Here is a 14,272-nt window from a genome sequence, read left to right as displayed (position 1 = left end):
GGGGTGTGGGGTGTCGGGTGTCGGGTGTCGGGTGTGGGATGTGGGGTGTCGGGTGTGGGATGTGGGGTGTCGGGTGTCGGGTGTCGGGTGTGGGATGTGGGGTGTCGGGTGTGGGGTGTTGGGTGTGGGGGTGCAACGAATAACGAATGATGAATGACAAATGACGAAGGACAAATGACGAAGGACAAATGACGAAGGACAAAATCCATTGACAGCGATCGCACCTGCTGCACATAATGGTGATTTGTGTAAACTTTAGCGCGTATAATAAACCCTTGGCTAACGTTGTTGTAATCGGTGCCCAATGGGGCGATGAAGGAAAAGGTAAAGTCACCGACTTACTAAGCAAGTCCGCAGATGTCGTCGTCCGTTACCAGGGGGGGGTCAATGCGGGACATACCGTTGTGGTTCAGGGTCAAACCTTTAAGCTGCACCTGATTCCCTCTGGGATTTTATATCCAGAAACAGAATGTATTATCGGATCGGGGACAGTAATTGACCCCCAAGTTCTGATTGGTGAACTCGACCAACTAGAACAGTTAGGCATTTCTACCCAAAAGCTGCTAATTTCCGAAACTGCCCACGTCACCATGCCTTACCATAGGTTAATTGACCAGGCATCGGAAGAGCGACGGGGAAACCATAAAATTGGCACCACAGGTCGGGGAATTGGTCCGACTTATGCGGATAAATCAGAGCGCATCGGTATTCGGGTTGTCGATTTGATGGACTCGGATATCCTGCGAAAACAGCTTAATTGGACAATTAATTATAAAAATGCTGTTATAGAAAAACTCTATAATTTACCGCCCCTCGACCCGGCTACCGTGATCGATCAGTATCTCGCTTATGCTGAACGATTACGTCCTCATGTTGTTGACTGTTCGCTGAAAATTTATGATGCGATTCAACAACGACACAATATCTTATTTGAGGGGGCGCAAGGGACGTTACTTGACCTAGACCATGGAACCTATCCCTACGTTACCTCCTCCAACCCGGTAGCGGGTGGTGCTTGTGTGGGTGCAGGGGTAGGACCGACGATGATTGATCGGGTTATTGGTGTCGCTAAAGCCTATACCACTCGTGTCGGCGAGGGACCATTTCCCACAGAACTTCATGGCGAACTTGGACAACTATTGTGCGATCGCGGCGCGGAATTTGGGACAACAACCGGACGTCGCCGTCGCTGCGGTTGGTTTGATGCAGTCATTGGTCGCTATGCGGTTCGCATCAATGGGATGGATTGTCTGGCAATCACCAAGCTTGATATTCTGGATACCCTAGAAGAACTAAAGGTTTGTGTCGCCTACGAAATCAACGGTCAACGCTGTGAGGATTTCCCCAGCAATGCACGTCGATTTGCTCAGTGTAAACCCATCTATAAAACTCTACCCGGTTGGCAACAATCCACCGTTCACTGTCGGACATTGGAAAATTTACCCAAGCAGGCGCTGGCTTATCTAAAATTCCTGGCAGAACTGATGGACGTTCCGATCGCACTGGTGTCTTTAGGTGCTAGCCGTGACCAGACTATCATCGTAGAAGATCCCATCCATGGACCTAAACGAGCATTACTCGATGCTAATGGTATCCCGGTAACATCAGGATAAACTTGTTCTTTGTCCTTGGTCTTTTGTCCTTGGTTGTTTGTTCTTTGTCTCCTGTTGTGACGAATGACAAGTGACAAATGACAAATGACAAATGACAAATGACGATTGACGAATCAATAACACCAATACTTGAACCAAAAGATTAGCTATGGAAGTTAAAGTTGAATGTCACAAGCGAGTCGAGGGAAGTAAGCCCAAAGCCTTACGTAGAGAGGGTTTGATTCCCGCAACACTCTATGGTCATCAGGGGGCTGAATCCGTCGCACTCACGGTTGAAGCTAAAGCTGCAGAAACCTTACTCAAGGAGGCTGATATTAACCATACCGCTGTTCAGGTCAACATTCCTGACCTGTCTTGGAATGGAAGAGCACTGCTGCGAGAAGTACAAACTCATCCCTGGAAGCCGATCGTCTATCACCTCAGCTTTTTCTCTGTGGCAACTCAGGATACCATCCAGATATCCTTACCTGTCAATTTGGTGGGAACGGCTTTTGGCGTGAAGCAAGGCGGTATTTTAGAACATGTCATGACTGAACTTCAAGTCGAATGCGCTCCGGATAATATTCCAGAAACCATTGACGTTGATATCTCGAACTTGGATATAGGCGCCAGCGTGCATGTTAATGAAATTATCTTGCCTGCAGGCGCTACCGCGATGGATGATCCCCAACGACCGGTGCTTAATATCCTGGGTGCGCCCACTATGCCGGCTGAACCCTCTGAGGCGGAGGAAACAACATCGCTGTTATCTGACGCAGAAGAAATTTAACCTGAGGGCAATTGTTTTTCTAGCCAGGGAACATAAGATTATCCCTGGCTTTTTTGTGATTAATCACTTGTCATTTATTATTTGTTATTTGGAATTCAATTAAATACTATGTCACAAAGCGCTATTTCGGATCTAATTAATCAAATGAAGCAACCGGAGTTTTATCCTCATCCGGTTAAAACCCCTATTGAATTGATTCAAACTCATGTGTCTTACGTGTTTCTGACAGGTGATTATGCCTATAAAGTCAAGAAAGCAGTTAACTTTGGCTTTTTAGATTTTTCCACGTTGGAGAAACGAGAGCATTTCTGTTGGCAAGAGTTACAGATGAATAAACCTCAAGCACCGGAGATTTATCTGAACGTGTTGCCGATTAGTAAAAAGGGCGATCGCTTGATTCTAGGGGATGACTCTCAGCCTGTAGAGTACACCCTGAAAATGCGCCAATTCCCCCAGGATGCCTTGTTTAGCACGCGCTTCGAGCAAGGCAAATTGACGGCAACGGATATGGAGAACCTGGGACGAGTCGTGGCTCAATTTCATGCTCAAAGCCAAACCAATGACTACATCCGCAGCTTTGGTACACCTGCCAAAATTAGTGAGGCGTTTGACGAAAATTATCAGCAAACGGAAAACTATATTGGTAGGGCGCAAACCCAACAGCAATTTCAAGAAACGAAACAATTTAGCGATCGCTTTTTTGCCCAACGAGAGGCATTATTAGAGCAGCGCCTGCCAAATAACCGAATTCGGGAATGTCACGGGGATTTGCACCTGAGAAATATTTGCCTGTGGCAGGATAAGATTCAATTATTTGATCGGATTGAATTTAATGAACCGTTCCGCTTTGTGGATGTAATGTATGATATCGCCTTTGTGGTGATGGATTTGGATGCGCGAGGTGCTAAGGATTTGGGGAATGTGTTTCTGAATACCTATTTGGAGCAAACCGGAGATTGGCAAGGGTTAGGGGTATTGCCATTTTATCTAAGTCGCCAAGCCTACGTGCGGGCGAAAGTGACCTCATTTTTACTTGATGATCCGGCTGTTCCTGAACAGACGAAGCAAGACGCCGCGAAAACAGCAGCCGATTATTATCGACTAGCTTGGGACTACACGAAAACGAATTCCGGACAAGTCGTGATTATGTCAGGCTTATCGGGTTCGGGAAAAAGCACAGTAGCGCGACAATTGGCGCAGCAGTTGGGAGCGATTCACCTGCGATCTGATGCAGTACGTAAACATTTAGGGGGTATTCCGTTGGATCAAAAAGGAGCTGATGAACTTTATACCCCTGAGATGAACCAGAAAACTTACGATCGCCTGTTAGAATTGGGCATCATGTTAGCGCAGCAAGGCTTCCCTGTGATTCTCGATGCAAAGTACGATCGACAGGCATTTCGAGGGGATGCGATCGCCAAAGCACAGGCACATCAGTTACCTTTACGAATTCTACACTGCAGTGCCCCCATTGAAGTCCTACGCGATCGCCTCTCATCTCGCACTGAAGATGTATCTGATGCAACTACTGATTTACTCAGTCGCCAACAAGCCACGGCTGAACCCTTCACCGAGGCGGAACAATCCCTAGTCACGACAGTGGACACAACTCAAAATTGGCAATCTCAATTAGAAAAAATGACTTAAGGTTCAAAGAAGAGTAAAGAACCACTCCAGACACAGCGATTCTTCTGTACCTGGAGTAGTTTCTATCTGTCCATAAGATTGGCAATCCCTGAAAATGCGCCCGATTAAGCGTGACATTCACAACCAGAATGCCCACAGCCAACTCCGTTGGGATGACCGTTAGCGCAAGCGTCGCTACAGTAGTATTTGCCGTCTTTTTGCACGGCTGAATCGGTACTCACCATGCACGCGCAGGAATCACAGGCACATTGCGTTTGAGTGGCAGTTGTCATCTTTCTCTCCACGATAGAGTTTGACTCAATATCTGAACAAGTCTTCAGATATTTTTTTTAGCATAACACCTGAATGGTCATTCAGATATTAAATTTCCCTTAAAAGCCTATCGATAAGTAGTCGGACAAAAGAAAACGGCTCTGTACTAAGTTTTGTAAACAAGCCTCCAATCCTTACTTGGGTAAAGCGATCGCACGTTCGTTATTTGGAATACCAGGATTATCTGGACACACGTCAGTGCGTCGGCAAAGGGCGCACGTCAAAGGGCGCACGTCGGTGCGCCCCTACGGTTGGTTCTGGGATTTTTTTATTGCCAACGATATAAAGATTTATCAAACAGAGACTCGCGCATTATCGGGGGACTTGTTAACCTGGTTCTATTCCCATCGCCTATACCTAATTATCATGTCCACCCATCAATCTATCCCCAAACCCGCAAACGCCAAGAAAAAATCGGATATCCTGCCAATTCCGGCGCAATCTAAATCCCATCCGGTTATCGCTCAACCCAAAATTGAGTCAACCCGCAGCAATGAGGAACAATTAGCACAGATGCGGGCGCAACGAGAAGCATCTGAACGCTTGGGTTCGACGTTATTAACCCCGGAATCGGTTCCCCGCAAACTGCCACCCCTGCAACCGAAACTGACGATTGGGCAACCGGGGGATCAGTATGAACAGGAAGCCGATAGGGTAGCGCGTCAGGTGGTGGATCATATTAATGCGCCGCCGAAGATTCAAGCGAAGGAAACCCATCAGCCGATGTCGGTGGGGGAGAGGAAGCCCTCGAAATTGGATCATCTCCCGGTGTCGAGGGTGCAGCGTTATGGGACAGGGGGTGATAAGGCTGCGTCGCCGGATTTGGAATCGTCGATTCAACGGGCAAGGGGAGGCGGACAACCGTTAGGAGATGGGATTCGGGAACGGATGGAAGGGGCGTTTGGGGCAGATTTTAGTGGGGTGCGGGTGCATACGGATGGGACGTCAGATCAGTTGAATCAGTCGATTCAGGCGAAGGCGTTTACGACAGGGCAAGATGTGTTCTTTCGCAAAGGGGCTTACGAGCCGGGGAGTCGGGGGGGACAGGAGTTGTTGGCGCATGAGTTGACTCATGTGGTGCAGCAACATGGAGGGGAAAAGGTGAGGAATCAATTGCAGCAGATGAATGCTACAGGAGAACAGAAGAAAAGACCAAGTGTAAAGAACTCCGATAATTTATATCACGGGGCACCCTCTAAATACTACGATGAAATAAAGAAATCAGGATTGAAACCCCTATCCGGACGCGATGATGACAAGTATTTATGTATGACCACAGATCTGAATGGAGTCGCAACATTAGAACGAAAAGCCAACGACATAATCTATAAGGTGGAGACTAAACTGTTGAACGAAGAGGATTGGTACAAGGAAGGGGCAGGGTACAAAGAGTGGAGGAGTCGTAGTTCGGTTTCCGCGAATTTGCTTCAATGTAGACGGTCTTTAGGTAACAAAAAGCAAACAAGCTGGAGGAATGTTGAGAAAGGGAAAAACCCGAATGCTACGTGAGTCACCATCCCGACAACAGCGACTCAATTCACTCTTAATCAATCGCCACCGCATCGAAAAATCTGCATCATAATCCGGTAGCGTCCATAAGCCATGCCAATGTAGAATCTAGTCCATGATGACAATACTGTAGTGCGATCGCTCTACCCCATCTTTTGCCGATGTTTAGTGCGATCGCAGTAACAGTGATTTCACGGATTTATAGAAACGGTAGCGGTGGGGGGTGAGAGGTTAGTTGCACTGATTTCACAGAGGTGTTAGTTCTCAATTGGCAGAAGATGTAAGAATTGGCGGGAAATTATTAAGTCTTCTGTGTCAATCTGTGTGTTTCACTATTGAGTCTTTTTTTTAGTGTCATTCAATCCGTGTAATCTGTGCTTTTGAAGTGATAAGTATAGAGTCTATCGGCTGGTACATTTTCCCATGATGAAATAATACCTAAAAAATCAGCCAAAGTCAAGCCTCTGTCGTATAAATGGGTAAAAATAAAAGTGCGATCGCTGTAGGGTGCGTTAACGCAAGTGTAACGCACCATCCAAACATAAAACGGTGCGTTACGGCGCGAAAATCCCCAATTTTTTAACATTAACCAAAGCCAGCGCCTAACTCACCCTACGGGATAAATAATTCATGCGATCGCAAATATTTTAAGACAACCATTGTTATTATGATCAAAAGACCTCAAACTCCTATTCCTACCCCTAGCTATGACGACGCTCCTTAAACCATCGACCCTACTACCGAAAGGATTACAGGTGCAGCAGATTAATAACCTCACCCTGTTCAAATTCACCGATGAATTGAGCGATCGAATGCAAACCTTGCTCGACAAGAAAAAAGCTGATCGCCTCACCTCGGAAGAAACCCTTGAACTAGAAGCCATTGGCGAACTTGACGAAATTTTTAGCTACATTAATGCCGTTATGGCTGCTAGAGCACATGACCATTCCTAAGTCGCTCTACGAAACTGTTCGTCAAGGCGCCCAATTCCGGTGTGAATATTGCCACTATCCCGAACTGCTCAGTTCTGCCCCACTTTCCATTGATCATATTCAACCTCAATCTCTTGGTGGCAGCAATGATCGAAACAATCTCGCCCTTGCCTGTCGTCGTTGCAATGAAAGACGCTACAACTTTACAACAGGCGTTGATCCAGAAACCGGAGAAGAAGTCCCCCTGTTCAACCCACGCCAGCAAATATGGTCAGATCATTTCTTATGGTCAGCAGATGCCCTGAAAATTATAGGCATAACCCCCTCTGGACGTGCTACCTGTAACCGTCTGGATTTGAATGACGAACGCCGCGAAGAACCGTTCATCCAGAACGCTCGACAGCAATGGATAGCCGCTCAACTTCATCCACCTACCGATGATCCACGACAATAACCTTTATTGGTAGTGTGATGGTTAATAAAGAATAATTTTCTGTTAAAATCTCCCAGCCATCTTTAACCAATGCAAATCTCACAGTGAAAGCTGTAGGGTGCGTTAACGCAAGTGTAACGCACCATTCAAGCATAAAACGGTGCGTTACGGCGCGAAAATCCCCAATTTTTTTAACATTAACCCAAGCCAGCGCCTAACGCACCCTACGGGATAGTGCGATCGCGCCTTGGCTGCACTCCATCGGATAACAAGACTAACTTTAATCCTGTGTCCCCTCTCTATTAACGCCTCAGTGCAATCAGTGCTACCAACAGTCTACCTCCCCACCCCTAACCTGCCAATAAATCAGAGAAATCTGTGTTCCAAACTTCCCTAAGTCATCAAACCCCAACATAACTGCCGCGACGAATTTCCCTCAGACCATATAAAATAAACAGGATTCAAGAATAGTCACGCAATCACCGACACTTATGCCTCGCCGCGACGATCTTCACAAAATCCTGATCTTGGGTTCTGGTCCCATTGTTATCGGACAAGCCTGTGAGTTTGATTACTCTGGCACTCAGGCGTGTAAAGCCCTTCAGCAAGAAGGCTACGAAGTGATACTGGTTAACTCCAATCCAGCCACAATCATGACCGACCCAGATACCGCAGACCGCACCTACATCGAACCCCTGACTCCGGAAATTGTGGAGAAGGTGATTGCCAAAGAACGACCAGACGCCCTATTACCGACGATGGGGGGTCAAACAGCCCTGAATATTGCCGTTACTCTGGCAAAAAACGGCGTTCTCGACAAATACGGCGTCGATCTCATTGGTGCTAAACTCGATGCCATCGAAATGGCAGAAGACCGCCAGCTTTTCAAAGAAGCGATGGGGCGTATTGGTATCGAAGTCTGTCCTTCAGGAATCGCCAGTAACTTGGATGAAGCCAAAGCCCTTGCCCAACAAATTGGCAGCTACCCCCTAATTATTCGTCCCGCCTATACATTAGGCGGGACAGGAGGTGGTATCGCCTATAACCAGGAAGAATACGAAGAAATGGCACAAGCGGGGTTAGACGCATCCCCCGTCTCTCAAATCTTAGTGGAACAGTCGCTGCTGGGATGGAAAGAATATGAGTTAGAAGTGATGCGGGATCTCGCCGATAACGTAGTCATTATCTGTTCAATCGAAAACCTTGACCCCATGGGCGTCCACACCGGCGACTCGATTACCGTCGCCCCTGCCCAAACTCTCACCGATAAAGAATATCAGCGACTCCGGGATTACTCCATTCAAATTATCCGCGAGATTGGCGTCGAAACCGGCGGCTCAAATATTCAATTTGCCATCAATCCAGTTACCGGGGACGTGATTGTCATTGAAATGAACCCCCGTGTCTCGCGCAGTTCTGCCCTCGCCTCGAAAGCCACAGGGTTCCCGATCGCTAAATTTGCGGCAAAGTTAGCGGTGGGATATACCTTGGATGAGATTCCCAACGACATTACTCAGAAAACCCCCGCCTCCTTTGAACCCACTATCGACTATGTGGTGACCAAAATTCCCCGCTTTACCTTTGAAAAATTCCCCAACGCCAAACCCGTACTCACCACCCAGATGAAGTCCGTGGGGGAAGCCATGGCAATTGGGCGCACGTTCCAAGAATCCTGCCAAAAAGCCCTGCGTTCCTTGGAAATTGGACGCTATGGGTGGGGATGCGATCGCGCCGAGAAACTTCCCTCCTTGGAACAAGTGCGTTCTGGCTTACGGACACCCAACCCTGACCGCATCTTTACCCTGCGTCACGCTTTACAATTAGGCATGACCGTCGAAGAAATTTATGAACTCACCAGTATTGATCCTTGGTTTCTAGATAAGTTTGCCGATTTACTCGAAACTGAAAAATTCCTCAAGCGCACTCCCTTAAAAAGCTTGACAAAAGAGAATCTTTGGGATATTAAACGTCAAGGCTATAGCGATCGCCAAATTGCCTTCGCCACCAAGACAACTGAAGATGAGGTACGGACTTACCGCAAGCAACTGGGTGTAATCGCTGTTTATAAAGTCGTGGATACCTGCGCCGCCGAATTTGAGGCACTGACCCCCTATTACTATTCCACCTACGAAGAAGAAACCGAAGTCATCCCCTCCGATAAGCGCAAGGTAATGATTCTCGGCGGTGGACCGAACCGGATTGGACAAGGGATTGAGTTTGATTACTGTTGCTGTCATGCCGCTTACGCCCTGGCAAAAGAAGGGTTTGAGACGATTATGGTTAACTCCAACCCAGAAACCGTTTCCACTGACTACGACACCAGTGATCGTCTCTACTTTGAACCCCTGACCAAAGAAGATGTCCTCAACATCATTGAAACCGAAAAGCCCGAAGGGATTATTATTCAGTTTGGTGGTCAAACCCCACTAAAACTGGCAGTTCCTCTGCAAGAATTTTTAAACAATCCAGAAATCCCCACCTCAGTTCCCACCAAAATCTGGGGGACTTCGCCCGACTCCATTGATATTGCCGAAGATCGGGAACGCTTTGAGAAAATCCTGCGCCAACTGGATATCAAACAGCCCCCCAATGGCATCGCCCGCAGTTATGAGGAGGCGTTAAACATCGCCAAGCGCATCGGTTACCCAGTGGTAGTGCGTCCCTCCTACGTCCTCGGTGGACGGGCAATGGAAATTGTCTATTCTGACCTAGAGTTGGAACGGTATATGACCTTTGCCGTCCAAGTTGAACCGGAACACCCGATTCTGATTGATCAATTCTTGGAAAATGCGATTGAGGTGGATGTGGATGCGATCGCGGATCATACCGGTCGGGTGGTGATTGGTGGCATTATGGAGCATATCGAACAAGCAGGGATTCACTCCGGGGACTCGGCTTGTTCGATTCCGTTTATTTCCCTGAGTCCCACAGCAATGGAAACGATTCGCACCAGTACCCATCAATTAGCCACAAAGTTGAAAGTCATCGGCTTGATGAATATCCAGTTTGCGGTGCAAGGGGAAACCGTTTATATCCTGGAAGCCAACCCCAGGGCGTCGCGTACCATTCCCTATGTCTCCAAAGCTACCGGTGTCCCTCTAGCGGCTTTGGCTTCCCGGATCATGGCAGGAGAAACCCTAGAAGACCTCGGTTTAACCCGCGAACCGATACTCCAGCACATTGCCGTAAAAGAAGCCGTCTTGCCCTTTGATAAATTCCCTGGCACCGATGTCATCCTCGGACCAGAAATGCGGTCTACTGGTGAAGTGATGGGGATTGATACGGACTTTGGTAAGGCATTTGCCAAGGCAGAATTAGCCGCCGGTCAGCGTTTACCCCTTTCGGGTACTGTTTTTGTCTCCACCAATAACCGGGATAAAGCCAATGTTGTCCCGGTGGTTCAAGACTTAATGGACTTGGGCTTTAATGTCATTGCCACGGAAGGGACACGCCAAGCCCTTAAGGATCAAGGCTTGCAGGTTGATTTAATCCTGAAACTGCATCAAGGGCGTCCCCATGTCTTGGATGCGATTAAAAATAAGCAGATTCAGTTGATTATTAATACCCCAACCGGAGAAGATGCCCAAGCTGATGGTCGGTTAATTCGGCGCACCGCACTGGCTTACAAAATCCCAATTGTTACCACGATTGCTGGTGCAAAGGCAACAGCCGGGGCAATTCGTTCATTGAAGTCTCAGCCTTTAGATGTGAAAGCGTTGCAAGATTACATTTACGAAACTCAGTAAGCAGTGATCGGCATCAACAATGTCCGGTGACCAATGAACCGTTATCGGGCGTTGCAGATCACAAACTAACTGCCTAAAGTTCAATCCGGGTTTGACTGCCATTGCCTAAATGCCAGCAAATCCAATGGACTTTAGGCGAAAACAGGGATTGGGTTCAGGAAGAATGTATTTGTATATACTTAAAAAAAAAGAATCTCCTGATAAATTCTTAAACAAATACGAATTGACCTGAGTTAAGATTACACTGGGAGAAAAATAGACGTAAAATTGGGGTAAGTTGGGTTGTAGAGAGTCAGTGATGGGTAAACTCGCGTTGTCTGAACCGACAGCATCGGTATCCTGTACTGCCATTTCCGGATAGTGATATCAACTCGGTGTGGAAAATATGACCTCGACAACAAACAGCAGGAGCAATCCTTAATCATAATCATTCCACCGTAGAATACAGTGTAAGTCATAAACTGCTGCCCCATCGGTCAAATCGCCCAACGTTTTTAATAGTTAAGCAAATTGTGAATCGCGATGGCTGTATCGGTTTCTCATGCGGCAACATGTCCCAACAGCACTCAAATTCCGGTGTCTTTGAAATCTCCTCCCATAACACCTATTCCGGATACTCTGGTGATCACCTATCTCCAGATGACCGATCCGACCCAATTCCGTCCGGCGTATCTCAACTACCCGGATGGGATTAAAATGATGTGCATGGATACGCCGGATGTTGCCTTCTATCGTTTTTTGTATAGTACCGTAGGCAAACCCTGGCGTTGGCGCGATCGCTTATCCTACTCGGATGAAGAACTCGAAGAGATTCTCACCGCTTCTGAAACCAGTATTCATGTTCTCTATGTCAATGGAGCGCCAGCGGGATATATTGAATTGGTCAAGCGTCGCGAGGGACCATCGGGTCGTTTCTACTCGACAGAAATTGTCTATTTTGGTTTGCGCGAAAACTATCTAGGGCGGGGGTTAGGCAAGCATTTACTTAGCCATGGTATTGCTTACGCTTGGAACAAAGGGACGCAACGCCTCTGGATTCATACCAGCAATCTGGATAGTCCCTACGCCCTGGATAATTGCATTAAACGGGGCTTTAAAATCTATCGGATTGAGAAAGAACCCATGCCAGAACTGTATCGGGAACCCTGAGGGGAAGCTGGGGAGCAGTGGGAGGAGATATACCGTAGGGTGGGCAATGCCCACCAACCTTAAATTAGTGCCATTGAACTTAAATCAGAAATCAGAGATATTGTTTTCACTTCAGATAACTACAGCATCAGCTACCAATGCGTAAGTCGCAGAGAAATGGCACAATATTGGTCTGTCGATCTGCCAAAGTCTCAAGTGTAATAGATTAAGGTAGAGAGATAGTTTTGTTACGTTCCACCGGATCAGGGTTAACCATTTCCAACGCTGTCAGCCAACTGATGTATCCATTGCCGTTCAGTTACCGTAGTTAAGCACGAGAGTCAGCGTGAGAGCCTAGAGTTCAGCCTAGCTGTTCGTTCCCTGCCAGTTAGGGATGATTCTCCTTTTCGATTGTCAGGTGTACATTTACTAATCTAGGAAACATTTCCAATAATGTCTCCAAGCCAATACTACAGCATCACCCACCGACTATGCAGACTATCGAAAAGACAGAAACCAAACTCCTAGAGCTGAAAAACCGCCTGAGTGAGATTAATGATATCGAAGCCGCCGCGTCTCTGTTGTATTGGGATCAGGCAACCTATATGCCGCCCAAAGGTGCAGCCGCTCGCGGACGACAGTTAGCAACGTTGCAACAAATTTCTCATAGTAAATTTACTGATCCCGCCATGGGTGAGCTTCTAGAGGACTTACAATCCCTAGAAGCCAGTTTGCCCTACGACTCCGATGAAGCCAGTTTAGTGCGGGTTACCCGCCGCAAATATGAACGGGCGGCGCGGGTTCCGGCTACGTTTATGGCAAAATTTTCTCGCCATCGCACGGATACTTATGGGGCTTGGGTTGCGGCGCGACCGGACAATAATTTTGCGGCTGTTGAACCTTATCTGGAAAAAACCCTGGAGTTGAGCCGGGAATTGGCGAACTTTTTCCCCGGATATGACCATATTGCTGATCCGTTAATCGATTTTGCCGATTATGGGATGCAAGTGGGCTTTTTGCGATCGCTGTTTGCCCAGTTGCGAGATGAATTGGTGCCGATTGTGGAAGCGATTACCGCCCAACCGATGACGGATGATCGGTGTTTGCATCAGTATTATCCGGCTCAAGATCAGTTAGCCTTCACCCTAAAAATCATTGAGCAGTTGGGGTATGACTTCCAACGGGGACGACAAGATCAAACCCATCACCCCTTTATGATTAACTTCTCTACCGATGATGTGCGGATTACCACTCGCGTCTACGACAATGACTTAGGACAGGCACTGTTTAGTAGTATTCATGAAATGGGTCATGGGTTGTATGAACAAGGGATTAGCCCAACCTTGGAAGGAACGCCCTTAGCCGGTGGGACTTCGGCAGGGATTCATGAAAGCCAATCTCGGCTGTGGGAAAATATCGTCGGGCGTAGTCGTGGCTTTTGGCAATTTTTCTATCCCCAACTACAAGCCGCGTTTCCCCATCAACTTAAGGATTTTCCCTTAGAGACATTCTACCGAGCCATCAACAAAGTCGTGCGATCGCTAATTCGCACCGATGCAGATGAGGTGACGTACAACCTCCATGTGATGATTCGCTTTGACTTGGAACTAGACTTACTAGAAGGGAAAATAGCCGTCAGGGACTTACCCGAAGCCTGGAGAGAACGCTATCGATCCGATTTAGGCATTGTCCCCGAAACGGATACCAATGGTGTTCTTCAGGATGTTCACTGGTATACCAGTCAAATTGGCGGTATGTTCCAATGCTATACCCTGGGCAACTTGATGAGCAGCCAAATTTTTGAAGCCGCCTTAGCCGCTCATCCGGAAATCTTAGCTAAGATTGAGCAAGGACAATTTAGTACATTGCATAATTGGTTAAGAGAAAACATATACCAACATGGCTGCAAGTACACGGCGGCTGAATTAATCAAGGGCGTCACTGGTGCAGATTTGCACATCGCTCCATTCATCCGTTATATCCGGCAAAAGTATGGGCAACTTTACGAGTTGTAAAGATTGCTTGCTTTTTTCTGTGTGGCTCAACCCATTGGTCATTGGTCATTGGTCATTGGTCATTGGTCATTGGTCATTGGTCATTGGTCATTGGTCATTGGTCATTGGTCATTGGTCATTGGTCATTGGTCATTGGTCATTGGTCATTGGTCATTGGTCATTGGTCAT

The 14,272-nt window shown here is 47.3% G+C and carries 12 protein-coding genes; 9 read left to right on the top strand and 3 right to left on the bottom strand.

From position 1 onward, the window contains the following. The first annotated feature begins 275 nt into the window (after positions 1-275). Positions 276-1,613: an adenylosuccinate synthase gene (locus RIG27_RS29715; RefSeq protein ID WP_446350714.1), complete on the top strand. Its 1,338-nt coding sequence runs from the start codon at positions 276-278 to the stop codon at positions 1,611-1,613. On the opposite strand, the gene RIG27_RS29710 is transcribed toward RIG27_RS29715, so the two are convergent. After that, positions 1,605-1,751 (bottom strand): hypothetical protein, encoded by a 147-nt coding sequence (locus tag RIG27_RS29710; protein ID WP_446350713.1) that lies wholly within the window; start codon positions 1,749-1,751, stop codon positions 1,605-1,607. The two genes, RIG27_RS29715 and RIG27_RS29710, sit on opposite strands and share 9 nt — an antisense overlap. 10 nt (positions 1,752-1,761) lie before the next feature. On the opposite strand from RIG27_RS29710, the gene RIG27_RS29705 reads away from it, so the two are divergent. After that, a complete protein-coding gene (locus tag RIG27_RS29705) occupies positions 1,762-2,382 on the top strand; it encodes a 50S ribosomal protein L25/general stress protein Ctc (RefSeq protein WP_446350712.1) in 621 nt (206 codons plus the stop codon). Between the two features lie 108 nt (positions 2,383-2,490). Next, complete coding sequence (locus tag RIG27_RS29700) at positions 2,491-4,029, top strand: bifunctional aminoglycoside phosphotransferase/ATP-binding protein (protein ID WP_446350711.1); 1,539 nt, start codon at positions 2,491-2,493, stop codon at positions 4,027-4,029. Between the two features lie 104 nt (positions 4,030-4,133). On the opposite strand, the gene RIG27_RS29695 is transcribed toward RIG27_RS29700, so the two are convergent. Further along, complete coding sequence (locus RIG27_RS29695; RefSeq protein WP_446344169.1) at positions 4,134-4,301, bottom strand: metallothionein; 168 nt, start codon at positions 4,299-4,301, stop codon at positions 4,134-4,136. Between the two features lie 238 nt (positions 4,302-4,539). Here RIG27_RS29695 and RIG27_RS29690 point away from each other — a divergent pair, with 238 nt between their 5' ends. From RIG27_RS29690 to carB, 4 genes are all read left to right on the top strand, one after another. Continuing rightward, on the top strand, positions 4,540-5,850 hold the full coding sequence (locus RIG27_RS29690) for an eCIS core domain-containing protein (RefSeq protein WP_446350710.1): 1,311 nt from the start codon (positions 4,540-4,542) through the stop codon (positions 5,848-5,850). Between the two features lie 707 nt (positions 5,851-6,557). Further along, positions 6,558-6,803, top strand: a complete 246-nt coding sequence (locus RIG27_RS29685) for a hypothetical protein (protein ID WP_446350709.1) — start codon at positions 6,558-6,560, stop codon at positions 6,801-6,803. Continuing rightward, positions 6,790-7,236, top strand: coding sequence for an HNH endonuclease (locus RIG27_RS29680; protein ID WP_446350708.1), 447 nt, complete (start codon positions 6,790-6,792; stop codon positions 7,234-7,236). The genes RIG27_RS29685 and RIG27_RS29680 overlap by 14 nt, the downstream gene beginning before the upstream one ends. Positions 7,237-7,706: 470 nt before the next feature. Then, positions 7,707-10,961, top strand: coding sequence for a carbamoyl-phosphate synthase large subunit (gene carB / locus RIG27_RS29675; protein WP_446350707.1), 3,255 nt, complete (start codon positions 7,707-7,709; stop codon positions 10,959-10,961). Positions 10,962-11,066: 105 nt separating this feature from the next. On the opposite strand, the gene RIG27_RS29670 is transcribed toward carB, so the two are convergent. After that, on the bottom strand, positions 11,067-11,312 hold the full coding sequence (locus RIG27_RS29670) for a hypothetical protein (protein ID WP_446350706.1): 246 nt from the start codon (positions 11,310-11,312) through the stop codon (positions 11,067-11,069). 171 nt (positions 11,313-11,483) lie between these two features. Between RIG27_RS29670 and RIG27_RS29665 the strand changes: the two genes are divergently transcribed. Both RIG27_RS29665 and RIG27_RS29660 read left to right on the top strand, forming a co-directional pair. After that, a complete protein-coding gene (locus tag RIG27_RS29665; protein ID WP_446344173.1) occupies positions 11,484-12,110 on the top strand; it encodes a GNAT family N-acetyltransferase in 627 nt (208 codons plus the stop codon). Positions 12,111-12,580: 470 nt separating this feature from the next. After that, positions 12,581-14,104 carry a carboxypeptidase M32 gene (locus RIG27_RS29660; protein WP_446350705.1) on the top strand — a complete coding sequence of 508 codons (1,524 nt, stop codon included), beginning with the start codon at positions 12,581-12,583 and terminating at the stop codon, positions 14,102-14,104. Positions 14,105-14,272 lie beyond the last annotated feature (168 nt).

Source organism: Coleofasciculus sp. F4-SAH-05 (genome assembly GCF_040222985.1).
Classification (GTDB): domain Bacteria; phylum Cyanobacteriota; class Cyanobacteriia; order Cyanobacteriales; family Coleofasciculaceae; genus Coleofasciculus; species Coleofasciculus chthonoplastes.
This window is presented reverse-complemented; position numbering and strand designations above follow the sequence as displayed.

What these genes read in the sequence shown, in the direction of transcription:
- RIG27_RS29705 (WP_446350712.1), top strand. Translation starts at nt 1,762, where the DNA reads ATGGAAGTTAAAGTTGAATGTCACAAGCGAGTCGAGGGAAGTAAGCCC.
- RIG27_RS29700 (WP_446350711.1), top strand. Translation starts at nt 2,491, where the DNA reads ATGTCACAAAGCGCTATTTCGGATCTAATTAATCAAATGAAGCAACCG.
- RIG27_RS29695 (WP_446344169.1), bottom strand. Translation starts at nt 4,301, where the DNA reads ATGACAACTGCCACTCAAACGCAATGTGCCTGTGATTCCTGCGCGTGC.
- RIG27_RS29685 (WP_446350709.1), top strand. Translation starts at nt 6,558, where the DNA reads ATGACGACGCTCCTTAAACCATCGACCCTACTACCGAAAGGATTACAG.
- RIG27_RS29680 (WP_446350708.1), top strand. Translation starts at nt 6,790, where the DNA reads ATGACCATTCCTAAGTCGCTCTACGAAACTGTTCGTCAAGGCGCCCAA.
- carB (WP_446350707.1), top strand. Translation starts at nt 7,707, where the DNA reads ATGCCTCGCCGCGACGATCTTCACAAAATCCTGATCTTGGGTTCTGGT.
- RIG27_RS29670 (WP_446350706.1), bottom strand. Translation starts at nt 11,312, where the DNA reads ATGGCAGTACAGGATACCGATGCTGTCGGTTCAGACAACGCGAGTTTA.
- RIG27_RS29665 (WP_446344173.1), top strand. Translation starts at nt 11,484, where the DNA reads ATGGCTGTATCGGTTTCTCATGCGGCAACATGTCCCAACAGCACTCAA.
- RIG27_RS29660 (WP_446350705.1), top strand. Translation starts at nt 12,581, where the DNA reads ATGCAGACTATCGAAAAGACAGAAACCAAACTCCTAGAGCTGAAAAAC.